Below are 19243 nucleotides of genomic sequence, written 5' to 3'. Positions count from 1 at the left end.
TGCGGTGGTTCAGGAGCGGACCATGCGAGCGATCGCCTGGGACGCTTCGGCGATCTTGTCCTGGGCCTGGTCGCCGCCCTGCGCGATGGCGTCGGCCACGCAGGACTGGAGGTGGTCGTCCATCATCGTCAGGGCGAAGGACTGCAGCGCCTTGGTGGTGGCGCTGACCTGTGTGAGGACGTCGATACAGTACGTGTCCTCCTCGACCAGGCGCTGAAGACCCCGCACCTGGCCCTCGATGCGGCGCAGTCGCTTGAGGACGTCGTCCTTGTTGGCGGTGTAGCCGTGCACGGCGATCCCTTCCCTTCACTCTATACCCTGGAGGGGTATAGACGTAACGACGGGGTGCGGTGATGTGTTCCGCCGGCGCCGGGCCGGATATCGGCCTTGGGGAACATCGGTACAGCCGTTGGCGCTGAGAATGATCATGGGATCTAGCTGCGGATCTCCGCGTTCGGATGGGGCTGGGCCTGGAGGCGTTCTCGCAGGTCGATCTCTTCGGGAGTGAGCGGCTCCTCGGGTCGACGGATGCGTAGGGGCTTGGGCCGCAGCGGCAGGCCGTCGTCCACCTCGGCGTCCTCGTCCTCGGCGAGCGCCCGGTAGAGCGAGGCCACCGAGGGGTGCTTGCCCGCGTTCTTCCCGGCCTTGATGGTCAGCTTCTTCGCGATCTCGGGGACGGGGACGCCCTTGTTCTTCAGCGCGACGGCGAAGGTGAGCATGTCGTCGTCGATGACCCCCGGCCACGGCGAGCACGGCGAAGAACATGGCGCCCATGCCGTTGGGGTCTGCCGGCCAGCAGGTTGACCGCTACGGGCCAGCGTGCGGCCACCTCGGCGGCCGGGACCGCCGCCAGGCGGGCGGGCAGCGCGATGAGGACCACGACCAGGCTCATCGCCTTGTTCAGGATGACGGCCGAGAGCGCGGCGAACCCGAAGAGGCCGATCAGCAGCGGCAGACGGAACTCCGCGCCGCCCAGCCCGATCATCCCCCCGAGAACACCGATGGCCGCTCCGGCGCCGAACACCAGAGGAAGGGAGCCAGCGGGACGAGCGGTGATGAGGTTCTGGTCGGTGGCCATGGCTGGCATCCTTGCTGGCAGCGGCTCCACCCCGCTACGACAGGGCCCCATTTTGGGGAGAAGGCACCGGCTTCATCAGCCCGACTCGTCCAAACCTCCGAGCAGTGGCGCCGCGCCGTCCCGGGCGGTGATCAGGCGGGTTCGCGGCCCAGGGCGGCGGCGCGCTGGTAGTACTCGTAGAGCCCGTCGAAGACGGGGTTGGCGATGGCCATCGTGTGGCTGTCGTCGCCGGTCATGGACAGGCCCCGCAGGACGACGTCGAGGCCGGGGGCTTCGGGCGCGTGGAAGCGCTCGTCATCGATGTCGGCTTCGTGGACGATCTGCGCGATGCGTTGCAGGGCGGGGTCGTCGGTGAGGCGGTGGACGCGCAGGATGGTCTCGAAGCTGCAGTCGCCATGGTGATGGCCGAGTTCGGCGCCGCGCATGTCGAAGGGTGTTGCGTCGGCGGGGACGTGGGCGGGGTCGGTGACGAAGACGAACTCGGCTTCGGAGTCGATGAAGCGGCCGATCAGCCAGGCGCAGGCAGCGCGGTCGATGTGGATGCCGGCGCGGGTGGCCCACTTCATGGGGTGCTCTCTTCCGTGGTGTTGGCGGGATGCAGGGCCTCGACGGCCCTCTCGGCGGCGTGGCGGTCGGACGGTGGGAAGTAGTCGCGCCGCTGGATGCGCCGCAGTTCGGCGCGCAGTTTGGCCAGTACGCGCCGACGTTCGGCGTCGTCCGTGTCGCGTGCATATTCGGCCTGGGCGAGGACCTGCCGGTACTCGGCGGCCCGGGCCTGGGTCATGTCCTCCACGAGCTGCTGCTCGTGGCCGGCGGCGGCCGGGTGGGCGATCCACACGGTGGCGGTGCCGCCGGAGTCGGTGACCTCCTCGGCGATCCACTCCAGCTGCTCCTGGGTGCGGGCGCCTGCGGGCAGAGCGACCAGGCCGTCGCTGATTTGTCCGACTCCGAGGCGCTTGAGCTTGCGCCAAACGGTGATCCGCGGGGTGGAGGGCTCGCGCGGCAGGCGGTAGGAGAGCAGCGCCCACTGCCGCTCGGGCCCATTCACGCGCGGCTTCCCGGCCGGTCTGCTGCGGCCGCGGTCCGAGGCTGCAACGAGCTGTTCATGTCCATCCCTCGAGGCCTCCCTTCCGACGACCCGAAATCTGATGTAACCATGGTTACACAGCAGTGGGCGGGGTGACGGAACCCGGTCGCGTACGCCCGGGCCGTCCAGGCCACCGCCGTCCCGTACGGCTTCATCAGGACGAAAGAGAGTGCCGGTGACCGCCACCGACCAGCCCCCGAGCCCCCCGGGCGAAGCCGATCAAGCCCGTGCCGGTGGCGATGTCATTGCGCTGCGGCAGGCGACCCGGGCATGGTTCGCGATCTCCTGGCAGACCTTCGGCGGCCCGGCCGGGCAGATCGCGGTGATGCAGCGGGCCCTGGTGGAGGACAAACGCTGGATCGGCCAGCAGCGGTTCAACCACGCCCTGAGCTACTGCATGCTCCTGCCGGGTCCCGAGGCCCAGCAGCTCGCCATCTACACCGGATGGCTCCTCAACGGCACCCGCGGCGGCCTGATCGCCGGCACCCTGTTCGTCCTGCCCGGCGTCCTGGCCCTGCTCGCCCTGTCCGCCCTCTACGTCGCCTTCGGCTCGACCACGGCCCTCGTCGGTGTCTTCGCCGGCCTTGCGCCCGCGGTGGTCGCCATCGTCGTCCAGGCCGTCTCCCGGGTCGCCAAGCGCTCCCTGACCCACCCGCTCCTGATCGCCCTCGCCGCCGTTTCCTTCGCGGCCCTGGCGCTGTTCTCGGTGCCGTTCCCCATCGTCATCGCCGCCGCCGCCCTCGCCGGATGGCTCATCGGCCGCTACAAGCCGGACGCCCTCAAGCCTGCGGCCGCTCACGGAGCCGGTGACGGGCCTGCGCCGCTGATCCCGGACGACGCACTCCACCACGAGCAGCCCAGCCGTGGCCGCACCTGGCGCATCCTGGGAGCCGGTCTGCTGCTGTGGGCCGTCCCGGTGGCCGCCGTCGCCCTGCTGACTGGCACTGGGAGCGTGTTCACCACCCAGGGACTGTTCTTCTCCGGCACCGCCCTGGTCACCTTCGGGGGCGCCTACGCGGTTCTGGCCTTCGTCGCCCAGCAGGCCGTGCAGACCTACGGCTGGCTCAGCGCGAAGGAGATGGTCAGCGGCCTGGCCCTGGCCGAGACCACTCCCGGTCCGCTGATCATGGTGGTTCAGTTCGTCGCGTTCCTCGGCGCCTACCGCGACCCCGGCACCCTCGACCCGTGGGCCGCGGCCCTGCTCACCACCTGGGTCACCTTCGTGCCGTGCTTCCTGTTCATCTTCCTCGGCGCCCCCTACATCGAGCGCCTACGCGGCAACCGCAGGATCTCCGCCGCCCTGACCGGCATCACCGCCGCCGTCGTCGGCGTCATTGCCAACCTCGCCCTCTACTTCGCCGAACACGCCCTCTTCACAGACGTGGACGAGAAGAGCTTCGGCCCGCTGCGCATCGCCCTGCCCGACCTGACCACTCTGCGCCCCGCGGCCCTGGCGATCACCGTGATAGCGGCGCTGCTGATCTTCAAACTCCGCTGGAGCGTCCTGCGCACTCTCGGTATCTGCGCCGCCCTCGGGCTGGGCGCGGCCCTGACCGGGCTCCCCGGCATCTGAGCCGCCGATGAGGCAGGCAGCGTCGGCCCCGGTTTCGGCGCCAACGGCTGTACCGATGTTCCCCAAGGCCGGATATGCCGACGCCCCGCCCGGGTCGCCGGGCGGGGTGTCGGCAGGCGGGGCGGCTCAGCTGCCGGCGCGGAAGGAGCGCAGGCGCAGGCTGTTGCCGACGACGAAGACCGAGGAGAAGGCCATGGCGGCTCCGGCGATCATCGGGTTGAGCAGGCCGGCCGCGGCCAGCGGGAGGGCGGCGACGTTGTAGCCGAAGGCCCAGAAGAGGTTGGACTTGATGGTGCCCAGCGTCTTGCGGGACAGGCGGATCGCGTCGGCCGCCGCCCGCAGGTCACCGCGGACCAGGGTCAGGTCGCCGGCCTCGATCGCGGCGTCGGTGCCGGTGCCCATCGCCAGGCCGAGGTCGGCCTGGGCGAGGGCGGCCGCGTCGTTGACCCCGTCGCCGACCATGGCCACGCTGCGGCCCTCACGCTGGAGGCGCTTGACGACGTCGACCTTGTCCTCGGGCATGACCTCGGCGATGACCTGCTCGATGCCGACCTCGGCGGCGACCGCTTCGGCGACGGCCCGGTTGTCGCCGGTCAGCAGGATCGGTGTCAGCCCGAGGGCCTTGAGCCGGGTGATGGCTTCGGCGCTGGTGTCCTTGACTGCGTCGGCGACCTCCAGGACCGCTCGGGCGTGGCCGTCCCAGGCCACCGCGATCACGGTCCGCCCCGCCGCCTCGGCCTGGTCCTTGGCTTCCTTCAAAACGTCGGGCAGTTCGATCGCCCATTCGGCCAGGAGCTTCTCGCGGCCGACGAGGACGGCGTGGCCGTCGACGATCCCCTGGACGCCGAGACCGGGGATGTTGGCGAAGTCCTCCGGGGTCGGGAGTCCGCCCACCTTGTCGGCGGCCCCGGTTGCGACGGCCTGGGCGATGGGGTGCTCGGAGGCGTGCTCCAGCGCGCCCGCCAGACGCAGGACCTCGGTCTCGTCCGTGCCGTCGGCAGTGTGGACGGCCAGGAGGGTCATCTTGCCGGTGGTGACGGTGCCGGTCTTGTCCAGGACGATGGTGTCGACCTTGCGGGTGGACTCCAGGACCTCGGGGCCCTTGATGAGGATGCCGAGCTGGGCTCCGCGTCCGGTGCCGACCATCAGCGCGGTCGGAGTGGCAAGGCCCAGGGCGCAGGGGCAGGCGATGATCAGTACGGCGACCGCGGCGGTGAACGCGGCGGTCCAGCCCGCGCCGTTGCCCAGCCAGAAGCCCAGGGTGCCGAGCGCGAGTGCGATGACGACGGGCACGAAGACGGCGGAGATCTTGTCCGCGAGGCGCTGGGCGGCGGCCTTGCCGTTCTGCGCGTCCTCGACCAGCTTCGCCATCCGGGCCAGCTGGGTGTCGGAGCCGACCCGGGTCGCTTCGATGACGAGGCGGCCCCCGGCGTTCAGGGTGGCGCCGGTGACAGTGTCGCCGACCGAGACTTCGACGGGTACGGACTCGCCGGTCAGCATGGAGGCGTCGACCGCGGAGGAGCCCTCGATGACGGTGCCGTCGGTGGCGATCTTCTCTCCCGGCCGGACCACGAAGCGGTCACCGACCCGCAGTTCGCCGGTCGGGATGCGCTCTTCACGGCCGCCGCGCAGCATGGTGACGTCCTTCGCTCCGAGCTCCAGCAGCGCCTTCAGTGCGGCGCCGGCCTTCCGCTTGGACCGTGCCTCGAAGTAACGGCCCGCCAGGATGAACGCCGTCACACCGGCGGCGGCCTCCAGGTAGTTGTTCCCCGACCCGTCGGAGCGGGCGATGGTCAGCTCGAACGGGTGCGTCATCCCGGGCATGCCCGCCGTGCCGAAGAACAGCGCCCACAGCGACCACAGGAACGCCGCCGACGTGCCGAGAGAGATCAGCGTGTCCATGGTCGCGGCGCCGTGCCGGGCATTGGTGAACGCAGCCTTGTGGAACGGCCAGGCCGCGTAGGTGACCACGGGCGCGGCCAGGGTCAGGGAAAGCCACTGCCAGTAGTCGAACTGCAGGGCCGGAACCATCGCCATCGCGATGACCGGCACGGACAGCAGCACCGCGGCCACCAGCCGCTGGCGCAGCGGCCGCAGCCCGTCGTCCTCACCGGGCCCATCGTCGCTCGCACCCGTGCTCGCGCCGGAATCCGGCCGGGGCGGTTCGGGTTCACGGGCGGTGTAGCCGGTGGCCTCGACCGTGCCGATCAGATCCGCGACCGAGACCGAGGCGCCGAAGGTGACCTTGGCCTTCTCGGTGGCGTAGTTGACCGTCGCGCTCACCCCGTCCATGCGGTTGAGCTTCTTCTCGATCCGGGCCGCGCACGAGGCGCAGGTCATGCCGCCGATGGCGAGCTCGACCTCGGCGGCGCCGGCGGTGGCGACGGGGGTGGTGGCGGTACTCATGCGTGCTCCTGGTGGCGGCGGACGGCTGGGGCCTTTTGCGGGCTCCGGCGGCCCGGAACGGAAAGAGTAAGGGGGAAGGCGGGTCAGGTCGCGCGGCCGGTGACCTCGTAGCCGGCGTCGTCCACGGCGGCGGCGATCACCCGGTCGTCGAGGTCGGCGGCACTGATCACGGTGACCTGGCCGGAGGCGAGGTCCACCTCGACGCTGCTGACGCCGTCCACGGCGCCGACCGCCTTGGTGATCGCGTCCTTGCAGTGACCGCAGGTCATGCCCGCCACCGCGTACACGGTGCGGACGCCGTCCACGGCCACCGGCGAAGCGGCGGCGGTGGAGCAGGTGTTGTTCGGGGAGCAGCAGGACGAAGACATGAGGTCCTCCAACCAGAGAAAGTAGGGTACCCCTAGGGGGTATATGACTGACTCAGGTATACCCCCGGCTGGCATTGAAAGCAAACGACCTTCATTCCGTTGGATTAATACCCCCAGGGGGTATCCTCGGATCCGTCGAACCCTCCAGCGCGCCGCTCCGGCCCATGCACCACACGGGAGACCACCATGAACACCACAGCCAAGATCGGCCTCTACGGCGCAGCCCTCGCCCTGACCTTCACCAGCGCCTACGGCATAGGAGCGGTAGCCGACCCGCTCACCGGCAAGACCCCCAGCGCCCCGCACGCCGCACATCAGGAGAGCAACGCGATGAACCACGGAAACCGGCACACCGGAGCGACGCCGCCCCTCCCCGGCGGGCTGCAGATCTCGCAGGACGGTTACACCCTGAACCTGCTGACCCCGCGCCTGGCCGCCGGCCAGGAAGCCCCACTGCGCTTCGCCATCAAGGACGAGGCCGGCAAAGCCGTCACCGACTACGCCAGGGCGCACGACAAGGAACTGCACCTCATCGTCGCCTCACGCGACTTGAACACCTTCCGCCATCTACACCCCTCCCTCGGGACGGACGGGATCTGGAGCACCCCCGTCGACCTGCCCGCGGCAGGCGACTACCGTGTCTTCGCCGACTTCTCCCCCGCCAAGCAGGGCGCCAAGCCCCTCACCCTGGGCGCAGACCTCGCCGTCGCTGGCCCTTACCAGCCGCGAGAGCTGCCGCCCCAGAAGGCCACGGCCGAAGTCGACGGCTACGCCGTCACTCTCGACGGCACCCTCGCGGCAGGCAAGATGACCGGCCTGACGCTGAGCGTGGCGAAGGACGGCAAGCCGGTCACCGACCTCGAGCCCTACCTCGGCGCCTACGGCCACCTCGTCGCCCTGCGCGCCGGAGACCTCGCCTACCTCCACGTCCACCCCGAAGGCGAACCCGGCGACGGCACCACCCAGCCCGGCCCCTCCATCTCCTTCATGGCCACCGCCCCCACCAACGGCGCCTACCGCCTCTTCCTCGACTTCAAGCACCAAGGCAACGTCCACACCGCCGCCTTCACCCTCCCCACCACCAACCGCACCACCCCCGACGCCACCACCACACAGCACGAAGAGCACACCAGCACCGAACACCACTGACCTCAGTAGCTGCGGCTCCGTGGAGGACGACGTCGAGGAACTGGTCGGCGCCACTCGGATTCACCACCGTCCGCAAGGGGCGGACTCTGGTCGACACCGCAGCAAGCGCCACCTGCTCTACGGGGCGAGGGGGCCGCTCTGCCTCTCCGGGTGCGCGGACAGCACGTATCGGGTGGCGGAGAGGTTGGACAGGCCGAAGAGCTCCATCAGCCGTACGGGATCAGCGCTGTGGCGCGCCTCGTCGACGATTCGATCCACGCGCAGGCGGCCGGCAGGCAGGCCGACTCGCTGGAAGAGCTGCTGGACCACGCCGGCGCTGATGGGCGGGCCGCAGTCGTCGACGGCGGTGTTGCGGGTGACGAAGAGGTGCGGGTTGGAGCTGTCGGGCCAGCGTCGGTGGCGCTGGAGTTCCCACGCTGTGGCCAGGCGCAGGGTGAGGGCGTCGAGGTAGATGAAGTGGTCCATACGCCCCGCCCGGCGCAGCCGAAGCTGGCCCCGGCTGCGGTCGAGGTCGGTTCGCTGGAGGTGGACGAGTTGTCCGGGCAGGAGAGCGTAGATCGCGACGAGCGCGACCATGAGGCGGTCGCGGGGGTCGTCGAGACGGTCGAGGAGGCCGGCGACGCGGTCGGAGGGAAGCGCGGTAGGCACCGATCGGCTGCTGGTGAGGGAGATGCCGCGGGCCGGATCGCGGAAGACGAGGCGTTCGCGCTTGAGGGCCCTGAACAGGGAACGCAGTGCTGTGTGCAGGCGGCGGGCCTGGTCGCCGCGGAGCGGTTCCAGGGCGTCCTCGATGTGCTTCTTGGTGATCTCGCGGGGATCGGTGAGCCCGTCCGCGATCCAAGCTTCGAGCGTGTCGAGAATGGCGGCCACGTAGTTCTCGCCGGTCTTGGGCTGCGGGCCCGGCTGGGGGTGCTGCCCTGGCCGAGGAGTACGTCGATGAAGGTGTGCACCGCGGCGGCGAAGGCCGGTTGGCTGATGGTGCAGGCATGGTGTCGGGCGCGGGCGATGCAGGGGTCGCTGGGCGGTTGGACACCAAGGAGGCCGCGCAGGCGGAGGTAGTTGACAACACGGGCGCCTTGGAGATTGGCGCGTACGGAGGCCAGAGCCCGGATGTCGCTCTCCTGGATGGGAACGTCCGTGCCGAGGTGTCCCGTCACGATGCGCAGGGTGCGGATGCTGCCGCTGAAGGAGTCGGTGTTCCATCCGCGGCCGCGCATGTAATCGGTGAAGTCGGCGACCAGGCTGGCGGCCGCCGTGGTGAGGGCGGGTGGTTGGGCGGTGTCCAGGCGGGTCCAGTCCCGGGGCGCGGCCGGGAAGAGCTCCAGCTGGGCGGGATCGAGGAGATGCTCGGACAGTCGGCGCGCGGACCTCGCCCGGGCGCGGGCGCGGCGGCGTTTGAGGGCGAAGCGGCCTTTGAGCGCCGCGGTGCCGGGCAGCAGGCGCCCGACTGCCAATCCCGCGGCGTGGGGGCGGGCGAACCACAGCTGGTCGCCGTTCTCCATCGCGATCTGGGCGGTGTCAACCTCGGTTTCCGCGACGACGATCCGGCACATGCGGCACATCCCGCCGCTGAGCATCAGCGTGCGGTGGCAGCGGTCGCACTCGGCATCGCTGCCGCCGCGCTTGCGGAGCTCGTAGCACCAGCTGGTGCACGGCACACACAGGGTCCGGCGGTCGTTCGCCCAGGCCAGACAGTGCGCGCACTGCCCCCGCAGCTCAGGGTCGCGCTGGCCGCCCTGCCGGGTGGGGCCGGTGCCGCGCGGCGCGACTACCCGGCGAGGTGGAGGCGGTGCGAGAAGACCGGCCCTCTCCAGGGCCTGTCCGAGGATCGGGCCGTTGTAGAGGAGGTCCCTCAGGGCCTCGGCGGCAACCTGGTGCTGATCGGGGTCCCGCGCCGCCAGGGCCAGGCGGGCGAAGCCCTCCAGCCGCCAGATCCACACGGTCCTGGCCCGTATCCGGCGCTGGTCCGCCATCTGCCGCAGTTGCTCGGAGACGGCCTCGAAGCCGGGGATGTGCCGGTCGCTGATGCGGGCCGCGTGGGTGCGGGAGAACTGGCGGGCCGGGGTGGCAAAGAGTCCAAGTTGCCCGGGAACCTGGGGCGTACAGATCCGGGGATCGTCCTGGACCGGCTCGGGAAACCGGGCCCGTAACCACGAGGGGATGTTGTAGCGCCGCCCCGGTTTGCTCTGTGGCATCCGTACCGGCCTCGCCTCGGGCAGGGCGATTCCCTCGATGTCCAGGGCAAGCTGTCGCGGCCGGCCCGGGGCGAGGGGGTCATCGTGGAGCTCGCCCCAGACCCAGGGATCGTCCTCGCCAAGGCGGGCAGCCAGGAGACAGGGCGCGCACACGCCCGCCCGCGTCACCGGCACGGTGCAGGCGCAGCGGCGGCACGGAGCTTCGCTCCAGCCGTCCCGCCCCGAGGGCACGCGGATCCACGCCCACGCGCACCTCGGGCACATGGCGTTCCCGTTCACCGCGCCCCAGCCCGCGCACGTCCCGCACGAACCGAGCAGCCCAAAGCCCCTTATCACCGTTCACCCCGTTTCAGTTCGGAGGCAGCGGGCGCCGGGCGCCGCCGCTGCCACGCCGGGGAATCGGGCGTGCAGGCCCGCTCTCGCCGACGGCCCGCTGCTCGGTCTCCGGGCGTCCCTCGGCCGCCGCCACCGGCTCGGCTTCCATCAGGTCCGCGACCGTGCACTGCAGGGCGGCGCAGATCATGTCCAGGTCCTCCAGCCGAACGGTGACCGGCTTGTTCGACCACAGCGCGGCCACCTTGCTCAGGGACGGGGTGAACCCCACTTCCCGAAAGGCCGCCTGCAACTGGGTCGGGCGCCAGATGTCGCGCTTGGCCGCGGCCCAGCGCAGGTTCCACTTCAGCGGATCACGCCTCCGTGCTCAGCCGGCGAACCGCTCGCCGGGAAGACTCCAGGCTCTCCCGCTCCGGGTCGCCCTTCGCGGTCGCGAGATAGCCAACCGTGGTAGATGCCCAGACATGGCCGAGCAAGACCTGCACGTCCCACAACGGCATCCCCGCCTCATAGTTGTGGGTCGCGCACGCGTGTCGCAGCAGATGCGGAAAGAGCTCGCTGACCGGCCCCCGCAGATGCTCGCGCGAGGCCATCTTCAGCGCGCGTCGGAACGTGTCGGGCACGACCGGCGGCGCGAGCAATCCCTCCATGCCGGCCAGCGACTTCGCCAGCCGCTCGGAAGGGAACAGCGGCGCCCGCGGGTCGCAGGGGTCATCGGGGAATTCGCCCCGCACCTGTTCGACGTACCACCACAAGAGCGCGCGACCCTCCTGAAAGAGGAAGGCTTCTCGGTCCCGGGGGCCAGAGCCGCCGGCCCCCTTGCCATGGACCAGAAACCGTCCCCACTGGCCGTTCTCCCAGTGCACGTCCCCGAGCTGCACCTGACACAGCTCCGCCGCCCGGACACCGGAGATGTACGTGAGCTGCGACATCACGTAGTTCCGGACCGCCACCGGGTACTTCCGCGCCCGCGGCAGAGCCTCCCGCCACGCGGCGAAGAACTCCTTCGTCGCCCGCGCCGACGGCGGGATCCGCAGCCCGAAGTCCCCGCGGTGCACCGGCCGGTTGAACGCATCGACCGGCGACTGGACCACCGCGCCGAACCGGCGGTGGATCTCACCGGCGTACCGCTGTTCCAGGAAGGCGTAGTAAAGATCAATCCGATTGATCTTCGACCGGATCGTGGTGTGCCGCGCCCGCTTGCCCGGACCCGCAAAGTACTTGTCCAATTGCCGCGAGCTCAGATGCCAAGGCATGACGTCGTAGTACGAGCAGATCTCCAGAACCGGCTGAACCAGCGACTCCAGAGTCCGCGGTGACAACCCCGCAACATCCCGGGCCCACACGTACTCGGCGAGGGAATCCTGGTAGAGCGCCCGCTCGGCTTCCGCCGATGCCAATGCCGCGGTCTGCCGTTGGAGCGTCAGAACGTCGGCCAGGCCCGGCTCCGGCGCCTCTTGCCCGCCAGGCCGGTCCTTCACAGCTACGTCGCCACCCGTGATGAGGGAGAAGCGGCGGGTCCCGGAATCCGTCACAGGCAAGAAAATTACGGAGAGAACTCCTGAAATCTGCGAGGAATCGTCAGATCCCCACACGATCGAGTGAAGCGTCTACCCGCAGCTCCGACCTGTATGAACAGCCGCAACTCCCGCACGGAGCAGCGGAACGAACCCGTCGGCGCTCCAGTTACCGGCAGGCAGTACGTGGCTGCAGGCCCGCGGGGACCGGCTTGCCGGACCCGGTCCCTGCGTCCCGCGCCGCCGAGGGCCCGGGCCGTGGTGGCGAGACCTGTGTCGGGCATCCGCACGGGTCCCCGCCCCCCGGCCGCTACGGGTACGTCACCAATGTGCCGAGGAATTCGCCTCGCCCCCGTCCCACGGCCCGGTCAGGCCCCCGCCCGGTCGAGGAAGTGGAAGCCGGGCCGGGGGTGCATGAGGAAGTCGTGGTGCGAGATGTTCCACGCGTAGGCACCCGCGAGGGCGAACGCCACCCGGTCCCCGGCGCGCAGACCCGGTGCCGGGACGTGACGGGCCAGGAGGTCCTTGGGGGTGCACAGCTGGCCGGTCAGCGTGACCCGGTCCTGCCGGGCAGCCGGACGGGGCCAGGGGTGGGGCCAGGTGTCCACCGGGAGGACGGAGCAGGGCTGGTCGTGACCCTTGGTCGCCGGGGTGCGCAGGTGGTGCGTGCCGCCGCGGACGACGGCGAACTCCTCACCGTGGCTGTGCTTCACGTCCAGCACCTCGGTGGCGTACCAACCGCAGTACGCGGTCAGGGAACGGCCCGGCTCGATGCGCAGGGTGAGGGCGGGGTGGGCGGCCGCGAGGCGGGCGAGCCCGGCGCCGTACGCCGTCCAGTCGAAGCGCTGGTCGGGCGCGGCGTAGTCGACGGTCATGCCGCCGCCGACATTCACCTCGGCGAGGCGGACGCGGTGGCGGGCGGCCAGTTCCGTCGCCCACGTCACGATGGATTCGGCGACCGCGAGCTGTTCGGGGGCGCGCAGGCCGCTGGCCAGGTGGGCGTGGACGCCGCGCAGCCGCAGATGCGGGTAGGTGCCGTCGCTGAGCAGGCGGACGACCGTGTCGGCGTCGGCCGGGTCGAGGCCGAACGGGGTGGGCCGGCCGCCCATCGCCAGCGAACTGTCCGCCAGCGAGCCGTCGGACACCGCGAGGTTGAAGCGGAGCAGGACCCCGGCCTTCGCGTCCGCCCGCCGGGCCAGCTGCGCCAGCATGTGCAGCTCGTACACGCTCTCGACGTGGAAGCGTTCCACGCCCAGTTCCAGGGCAGAGGCGATCTCGGCCGGCGTCTTGCCGGGGCCGCCGATGGCCAGCGGGCGGCCCGGTACCGCCTTGCGGACGTGGGCGAGCTCCCCGCCCGAGGCGACCTCGTAGCCGTCGACGTACGGGCCCAGCGCGGCGAGGATCTCCGGCTCCGGGTTGGCCTTCGCGGCGTAGTACAGCTCGACGTGTTCGGGCAGGGCTGTCCGTACGGCGGCTGCGTGCTCGCGCAGCGCCGCCAGGTCGTAGACGTACGCCGGGAGCTCGTCGGCGGCCAGGGAGATGACGCGGTCACGCACCGCGGCGGTCAGGGCGGTCATCGGGCGTTGCTCCAGGTGTCGTGGTCATGGACCGTTTCGGACAGCACGTTCTCGGCGAGCGGGGAGGGCAGGCGGACGTAACCGGCTTCGCGGTCGGCCTTGCGTTCCCAGCGCGTCAGCAGGTTGGCCTTGGCGGGCAGCGGTACGCCCGCGAGCAGCGCGGCGAGCCTCGGCGGGCAGCCGTACCGGTCCGCGTACGCCTGGAGGGTGGCCCGGACCTCGGCCCACAGGGCGCGCTCGGTCTGCGGGTGCAGGTCGGCGACGGCGGCGAGCATTTCGGCGACGTGGTTGACCAGCAGGCAGTAGACGACCCGGTCCCAGCCGCGCTCGGCGTCGTACGTCATGGGGCCGGCGACCGCGGCGGGCAGCCCGGCGAGGGCGTCGGCGTGGTGCTCGGGGACGAGCTTGGTGCCCTCCAGGTCGCGGAAGAGGACCTGGGCGGGCATGCCCTCTACGTCGACGCAGACGAGGACGTTCTGCAGGTGCGGCTCCAGGACCAGGCCGTGGTCGAAGTACGCGGCCAGGACGGGTGGGACGAGCAGCTTCAGGTACGCCGACCACCAGTCGAGGGCGGCCCCCGGCCCTGCCCCTTCGAGGAGCCGGGAGATGTGGCCGGGTCCGGTCGGGTACTCGTCGGCGACGGCCGCCGCGAGCAGCGGCGTGGTGCCGGGCAACAGTCTCGCCGCAAGGCCCTCGCGGACGATCACGCCGAAGCCTTCGAGCAGGGCGCGGTCCGGGGCGCCGTCGGGCCCCGGCAGAAGCAGGCTTCGGTAGGCGGGCTCGCGGAGCACGGCGCTGCCGGGGAAGCGGGTGGCCATGGCGTTCAGGACCGGCTCCAGCAGTCTGGTCATGGCCACCGCGCCGGACAGCTCGTAACTGGCGTTCTTGCGCAGGCAGTTGGTGATGCGGACGTTCAGGCTGAACTTCAGGAACGTGTCGCCGTCGTACAGGGTGCGTACGGACGCGGTGGCGGCGAACCGCTTCCCGGCCAGGGGCAGTTCGAGGATGTCGCCCCGTTCGACGGCCTCGCGCAGCCCGGGGTGTCCGCTCAGCATCTCGTACTGCCACGGGTGGGCGGGCAGCAGCCGGTAGCCGGCCGGGACGTCGGAACGCAGCCGGTCGAGCACGTCGGCCGAGCCGCGCTCGGCGGTCTCCTGCGCGATGAGATGCTCGCGCACCGCGAGGTGGCGGAGGGGGAAGGAGGCCCCGGTCTCGGGCGCGTACGACAGCCATGAGGCGGTGTCGCCGCTGCGTGCCTTGGGGGTGGGGTGGAAGCGATGGCCGAACAGCAGCGACTGCTCGGAAGCCAGATAGGTGGCGAGCCCGTCCGGGACGCCGGCGCGCGGCTTCGGCCGTGCGGCGCGTACGCCGAGGGCGGCCGTGACCGCCTGGTGGCTGGAGGCGATCTGGTCCGGGAACTCCTCGTTGCGCACGCCCGTGCGCGATGTCAGCTCGTCCTGGGTGTACGCGGCGAGGCGCCGCCAGTCGATCTCCGTCCAGTCGCCGTCGCGCTGCTCCCGCACCGGCCCCGTGAAGCGGTGCGCGCCCAGCAGCGACGTACGGCGCAGGGCGACGCGCAGCAGTACGCCGCGGCGGGGCAGACGCAACAGCAGGTGGCCGTCGGTGACGGCGGTCTGGTGCTCAGTGCCGGGCATCTCCCGCAACAGGCAGTTGAGGAGGGTGTGGGCCACGACGTCGTCTGCGGTGGGAAGCCCGCTGGGGGTGGCGGAAACGGAGGTGGCACCGATCGAATCGGTCAGCGGCATAAACGGCTCCAGCGGATGCGGAGAGAGCGGAGGTTCAGGGACGGAGGGCGGCGATTCCCGTGGTCGGCCGGGGGCTTGGGGGCGCGGGGGCGCTCATCGTGCCATCGCCGCCCGTAGGAGGTAGTTGGGGCCGGTGGTGTAGTGCTTGTTGATGTCCGCTGCCCCCGAACGCTCCTTGGTGAGCAGCGTTCCCGCGGTGACCATCGCCTTGACCGGCAGCTCGTGGGCGTCGAGCACATGGGCGCGCAGGATCCCGCCGGGCTCCCCAGCCCCGGTACCGAGCCGGTCGACGGCCTCGGTGAGCCGGTCGCGTACGAGGTCCAGCAGCGTTTCCAGCGGGGCGCGGCCCTGCCGGGCGAGCCCGAAGGCGTAGGCCCCGGTGCACAGGTGGACGGTGATGGTGGTGAACAGGTCGGTGACCGGCCTGTCGTCCTCGGCGAAGATCCGGGCGTCGTCGAAGTCGGACGGCTCCGGGGCGTCGGCTCCGAGCGTCTCTCGCATGCGGGCGGTGTTGATCCGCGGCCCGTCGTTGTCCTTGAGCAGCAGCCGTAGACGGGTTCGGCCGTTCCCGTCCCGGTCCAGGACGACGGAGATGTTCTGCTGGTGGGACTCCAGCGCGATGCCGTAGCCGAAGAGCGTGGTCTGCCAGTCGAAGAGCAGGGTGAGGCAGGCGTCGAGCAGCGCGATCGGGTCGCCGCCGTAGAAGCGGTCGGCGAGGTGGTCGATCACCATTGCGCCGCTCGGTGCCTCGCTCAGCAGGGCGGCCATGGGCGTGACGACGGCGGCGTCGAGTCCGGCGGGGTAGCGGCGGGCGAGTACGGCGAGGAGTTCGTGCCCGGCGTGGGCGTACACCGTCTCGTCGGCGTGCAGAATCGTGTCGCAAAAGCGCGGCTCGCGGGCGACCACCGTTCCCAGGAGGCGCTGGCAGGCGGCGCCGTCGACGAGGGTGCCCGGCTTGATGGTGCGGCGGTTGCGCAGGCCCAGGGTGGCGGTGGTGAGCGGCAGCTTGAGGTGGAGGGCCGGGTCGGCGGCGAGAGCCACCGTACGCATCGACAGGGTCGGCACGGCCTCGAGATACGGGTGGTCGGCGAGCACGGCGCGGTCCTGGAGGCCCGTCGCCCGCAGTGCCTCGCGCAGGGGCGCTCCGACGGTGAGCGGGTGGACGGGGAGGGCGATATGGCTGTGGAAGAGCTCCGGGAGGCCGAGGACCGCCGGCGTGGGCCACCGGTCGGGAAGCCGGGCGGTGCCACCCGGGACGGTGAGGGCCTCGCGCGGCACGGCGATCCAGCGCAGCGCGAAGCGCGGGTGGAACTCGGGGGCATAGGCGCGCAGTTGCTCCTCGTCCAGGCCGGAGCGTCCGCGCGCGGTGGGGTAGACCGGGTGGTCATGGCGGGCAGCGAGGGTGTCGTGGGCGAGTCCGCCGGCAAGGCCTGTCCAGTCTGCGGGGTCGGCGCCGTGACGGTCGGTGATCCGGCCGGTGACCTCCTCGCGGGTGCGGGCGTGCAGCCGCATGGTGGCCAGGGTCTGGCGGCACTCCTCGGCGAAGGCGCCGAAGCCGGCCCGGTCGGCGGGGTGCGCGTGCGTGCTCAAGGCGGCGAGGACGTCGTCGTGGGAGGCGAGCTCACGGCCGTCCGACTCCCGTACGAGCAGCGGCAGTCGCGCGGTGTACCTGCTCTGGAAGCCGTCCTCGACGACCGGGAGCAGCAGGGCGTCACCGTCCGCGTCGTGGGCGAGCCGCAGCCAGAGCCCGTCCTCCCGCTCCACCGGCGTGGAGCGGGTGCGCAGGCCCGCGACGTCCTCGCGCAGCAGCGCACCGAGCACCCGCAGCAGCAGGTCCGCCTCCGTGCCGGCGGCTGTCAGGGTCACCGTCATGGGGTGAACTCCCAGCGCTGAGCGGCGAGGAAGCCGGCCACGACCCGGTCGACGGTTTCCTGATCGGTGCCGATGGCTCGGACCACGCCGAGGTAGTCGCGGTTCGTGTGGTACAGACCGTGCCGCTCACCGACCTCGCGCAGCGGCCGGTACGTCAGGTTCACACCGTCCACGACGAGATCGGCGGCCGCCGGGGCTGATGTCAGCGTGCCGGCCCTGTCGACGCAAGGGCATGCGAGCCGGGCTGCGCCGTCGGTACGGGCGCCCAGGTCGGCGGGCAGCGGCTCGCCCAGGTGCGTACGGAGTATGTGCTCGAAGAGCGGGATGTCCAGCAGTTGGGCCAGCAGCAGGTCGCACTGGTCGCCGATGGCACGGTAGTTGACCTCGATGATGCGGGCGCGGCCCTCGTGGACCACGAACTCGGTGTGGCACGCGCCGAAGCCGACGCCGAGCGCGTCGAGCTGGGCGAGGATCTGCTCCACGACCGGCTCGGGGTGGGCGGCCACGAAGGCCAGCCGCTCCTCGATGAAGTACGGCGGGGCGGACAGCTCGGTGTGGAAGCCGCCCAGGACGTGGCGTACGCGACCGTCGCCGAGTGTTTCGAGGGTGTACAGCTCACCGGCGAGGTACTCCTCGACGACCAGCGCCGCTTCCGGGCGCCGCTCCTGGATCTCCTTGCAGCGCAGCAGGAGATCCTCGGGGCCGTCGGCGAGCACCACGTCCTCGCTGGCCACGCCCTCGCGGGGCTTGACGACGCACGGGAACGGTACGTCGAGGCCGGTGAGTACGGCCGGGTCCTGGCCGGCGGCCAGCTCGGTCGACCACACCGTGTCGGCCCCGGTCGCGGCGAGGTGGCGGCGCATGTGCGCCTTGTCCTTGGTACGCAGCGCGGCCTGCCAGGGCTTGGCGGGGAGCCCGAAGTAGTCGGCGGCGAGGGCGGCCTGGGTCTGCAGGTGGTCGCTGTTGGTGAAGACCGCGTCGGGTGTGTGGTGGGTCGCGAGCCGGGTGATGACCGCGCGGAAGTCGCGTACGTCGCACTCCAGGACCTCGATGTCCGGGTACGTGCGGCGGTGGGCCCGGGGCTGGTCGGTGAGCACGGTGACGTCGAGCCCGAGCCGGGCTGCGGCCGGGAGGAAGCCGTCGGTGACCGAGTCGGTGGGGTTCAGTGCGAGCAGGTACAACCGCATGGGCGGTGGCCCCTTCCGAGTCGAGGACGTGGGGACGGCGGCGTGGGGAGAGGTCGGCGGCGGCGCAGGCGCCGACCGGCCTTCGCCCTCGGCGCGGCAGCCGAAGTTAGGCAACCCTAAGTTATCAACTTCCGTGCGACTCGCGGAAATCGCCCCCCTTGATCGCCGGGGTGGGCGCTCGACTAAGGTAAGGCTTACCTTTTCGTCTTGTGACACCCGAGCTACCGTGCCGCTCCATGAAGGACTGCCGATGACCATGGCCACAGGGACCGCGACAGCCGGCCCCGGCGTGACCCCGGCCGCCGCGCTCGCCCGCACCTACCTCGAACTCGTGGCCTCATGCGAAGCACTGGACGTGCGGATCGCTTCCACGGCAACCGAAGCGCTCCTCGACGGGGCCGAACTGACGCGGAGCGAGAAAGCGCTGGACGCCTTCGTCGACGCCGAGTCCGCCCGCATCCGGGAACAGCACGGACATGCGCCCCGCAGGGACGTCGCCGCCTCCCGCGCACTGCACGACTACCTCTGGTCCGTCGGTCTGCTGATGAGCGGCCCCTGGTACTTGGAGCGGCGCGTTCCGCGCATCGCCCCGCAGGATGTCCGCATCGACGTCGCGGCGGCGGCGTTCGAGATCGTCCCGGGCTCCGACTTCGCCTGCCTGCCCGACGACCCGGCGGCCGGGATGCCCGGTGTCCGGGTGGTGGCACACGAAGAGGCGCTGCGCGCCGAACTGCGCGCCGCCGTCGCCGACCACGCAGGACCTCTGCTGGCGGCTGTCGGGCCCCATGCGCGCCGCAGGCCAAGGGCCTTGTGGGGCATGGCCGCCGACGACCTGGTCTCCGGGATCTGGTACCTCGGCCGCATGCTCGACCAGGAGGACCGGGCGATCCGGGCCGCGACCGAGCTGCTTCCGACCGCCGTCCCGCCCTTCCCGGGCGGCGCCGACTTCCGCCGGCTGGCAGGTCAGGACGGGCGGCGGCACCCGACCCGCACACGTCTCGGCTGCTGCATGTACTACACCTTCGCGGCCGCCCAGGCGTGCTCGACGTGTCCCCGGACCTGTGACTCGGAGCGCTTGCGGAGGCTGGAGGACGGGGGCTGACCGCGGCGGAGTGGGCAGCGTGACGAGCCGTGG

18 protein-coding genes are annotated in these 19243 nt (G+C 71.2%); 4 read left to right on the top strand and 14 right to left on the bottom strand.

From position 1 onward, the window contains the following. Window positions 1-9: 9 nt before the first annotated feature. The 5 genes from HW130_RS00150 to HW130_RS00130 form a co-directional block, all read right to left on the bottom strand. On the bottom strand, window positions 10-297 hold the full coding sequence (locus HW130_RS00150; RefSeq protein WP_256097046.1) for a metal-sensitive transcriptional regulator: 288 nt from the start codon (window positions 295-297) through the stop codon (window positions 10-12). Between the two features lie 137 nt (window positions 298-434). Continuing rightward, window positions 435-719: a hypothetical protein gene (locus tag HW130_RS00145; RefSeq protein ID WP_218182962.1), complete on the bottom strand. Its 285-nt coding sequence runs from the start codon at window positions 717-719 to the stop codon at window positions 435-437. Beyond that, on the bottom strand, window positions 695-1078 hold the full coding sequence (locus tag HW130_RS00140) for a hypothetical protein (RefSeq protein ID WP_256355711.1): 384 nt from the start codon (window positions 1076-1078) through the stop codon (window positions 695-697). Before HW130_RS00140 ends, HW130_RS00145 begins: the two co-directional genes overlap by 25 nt. 131 nt (window positions 1079-1209) lie before the next feature. Continuing rightward, on the bottom strand, window positions 1210-1644 hold the full coding sequence (locus HW130_RS00135; protein ID WP_177147251.1) for a chromate resistance protein ChrB domain-containing protein: 435 nt from the start codon (window positions 1642-1644) through the stop codon (window positions 1210-1212). After that, entirely contained in the window at window positions 1641-2126 is a 486-nt protein-coding gene (locus HW130_RS00130; protein ID WP_177147250.1) for a Chromate resistance protein ChrB, read from the bottom strand. The genes HW130_RS00135 and HW130_RS00130 overlap by 4 nt, the downstream gene beginning before the upstream one ends. 214 nt (window positions 2127-2340) lie before the next feature. Between HW130_RS00130 and chrA the strand changes: the two genes are divergently transcribed. After that, window positions 2341-3738, top strand: coding sequence for a chromate efflux transporter (gene chrA / locus HW130_RS00125; RefSeq protein ID WP_177147249.1), 1398 nt, complete (start codon window positions 2341-2343; stop codon window positions 3736-3738). A gap of 126 nt (window positions 3739-3864) precedes the next feature. On the opposite strand, the gene HW130_RS00120 is transcribed toward chrA, so the two are convergent. Both HW130_RS00120 and HW130_RS00115 read right to left on the bottom strand, forming a co-directional pair. Next, entirely contained in the window at window positions 3865-6144 is a 2280-nt protein-coding gene (locus HW130_RS00120) for a cation-translocating P-type ATPase (RefSeq protein ID WP_177147248.1), read from the bottom strand. A gap of 83 nt (window positions 6145-6227) precedes the next feature. Further along, on the bottom strand, window positions 6228-6512 hold the full coding sequence (locus HW130_RS00115) for a heavy-metal-associated domain-containing protein (RefSeq protein ID WP_177147247.1): 285 nt from the start codon (window positions 6510-6512) through the stop codon (window positions 6228-6230). A 186-nt stretch (window positions 6513-6698) separates the two neighbouring features. Between HW130_RS00115 and HW130_RS00110 the strand changes: the two genes are divergently transcribed. Then, complete coding sequence (locus tag HW130_RS00110) at window positions 6699-7661, top strand: hypothetical protein (RefSeq protein WP_177147246.1); 963 nt, start codon at window positions 6699-6701, stop codon at window positions 7659-7661. A gap of 117 nt (window positions 7662-7778) precedes the next feature. Here the strand turns inward: HW130_RS00110 and xerC are convergent, their stop codons facing one another. Then, complete coding sequence (gene xerC / locus HW130_RS00105; protein ID WP_177147245.1) at window positions 7779-8531, bottom strand: tyrosine recombinase XerC; 753 nt, start codon at window positions 8529-8531, stop codon at window positions 7779-7781. 155 nt (window positions 8532-8686) lie between these two features. Between xerC and HW130_RS00100 the strand changes: the two genes are divergently transcribed. Continuing rightward, the gene (locus HW130_RS00100; protein WP_177147244.1) at window positions 8687-9811 is read left to right on the top strand and encodes a hypothetical protein; all 1125 of its coding nucleotides are present in this window, start codon (window positions 8687-8689) and stop codon (window positions 9809-9811) included. A gap of 394 nt (window positions 9812-10205) precedes the next feature. On the opposite strand, the gene HW130_RS00095 is transcribed toward HW130_RS00100, so the two are convergent. The 6 genes from HW130_RS00095 to HW130_RS00070 form a co-directional block, all read right to left on the bottom strand. After that, complete coding sequence (locus tag HW130_RS00095; protein WP_177147501.1) at window positions 10206-10538, bottom strand: helix-turn-helix transcriptional regulator; 333 nt, start codon at window positions 10536-10538, stop codon at window positions 10206-10208. A 4-nt stretch (window positions 10539-10542) separates the two neighbouring features. After that, complete coding sequence (locus HW130_RS00090; RefSeq protein WP_375256490.1) at window positions 10543-11724, bottom strand: tyrosine-type recombinase/integrase; 1182 nt, start codon at window positions 11722-11724, stop codon at window positions 10543-10545. A 350-nt stretch (window positions 11725-12074) separates the two neighbouring features. Next, on the bottom strand, window positions 12075-13283 hold the full coding sequence (locus tag HW130_RS00085) for a type III PLP-dependent enzyme (protein ID WP_177147243.1): 1209 nt from the start codon (window positions 13281-13283) through the stop codon (window positions 12075-12077). Beyond that, complete coding sequence (locus HW130_RS00080; protein ID WP_177147242.1) at window positions 13280-15049, bottom strand: IucA/IucC family siderophore biosynthesis protein; 1770 nt, start codon at window positions 15047-15049, stop codon at window positions 13280-13282. Before HW130_RS00080 ends, HW130_RS00085 begins: the two co-directional genes overlap by 4 nt. A gap of 93 nt (window positions 15050-15142) precedes the next feature. Next, a complete protein-coding gene (locus tag HW130_RS00075; protein WP_177147241.1) occupies window positions 15143-16921 on the bottom strand; it encodes an IucA/IucC family protein in 1779 nt (592 codons plus the stop codon). Then, window positions 16918-18108, bottom strand: a complete 1191-nt coding sequence (locus HW130_RS00070) for an acetyl-CoA carboxylase biotin carboxylase subunit family protein (protein ID WP_177147240.1) — start codon at window positions 18106-18108, stop codon at window positions 16918-16920. The genes HW130_RS00075 and HW130_RS00070 overlap by 4 nt, the downstream gene beginning before the upstream one ends. Window positions 18109-18358: 250 nt before the next feature. Between HW130_RS00070 and HW130_RS00065 the strand changes: the two genes are divergently transcribed. After that, the gene (locus HW130_RS00065) at window positions 18359-19210 is read left to right on the top strand and encodes a (2Fe-2S)-binding protein (protein ID WP_177147239.1); all 852 of its coding nucleotides are present in this window, start codon (window positions 18359-18361) and stop codon (window positions 19208-19210) included. Window positions 19211-19243: the final 33 nt, after the last annotated feature.

The sequence above is a fragment of the Streptomyces sp. PKU-EA00015 genome (assembly GCF_013387495.1).
Lineage (GTDB): Bacteria > Actinomycetota > Actinomycetes > Streptomycetales > Streptomycetaceae > Streptomyces.
This window is presented reverse-complemented; position numbering and strand designations above follow the sequence as displayed.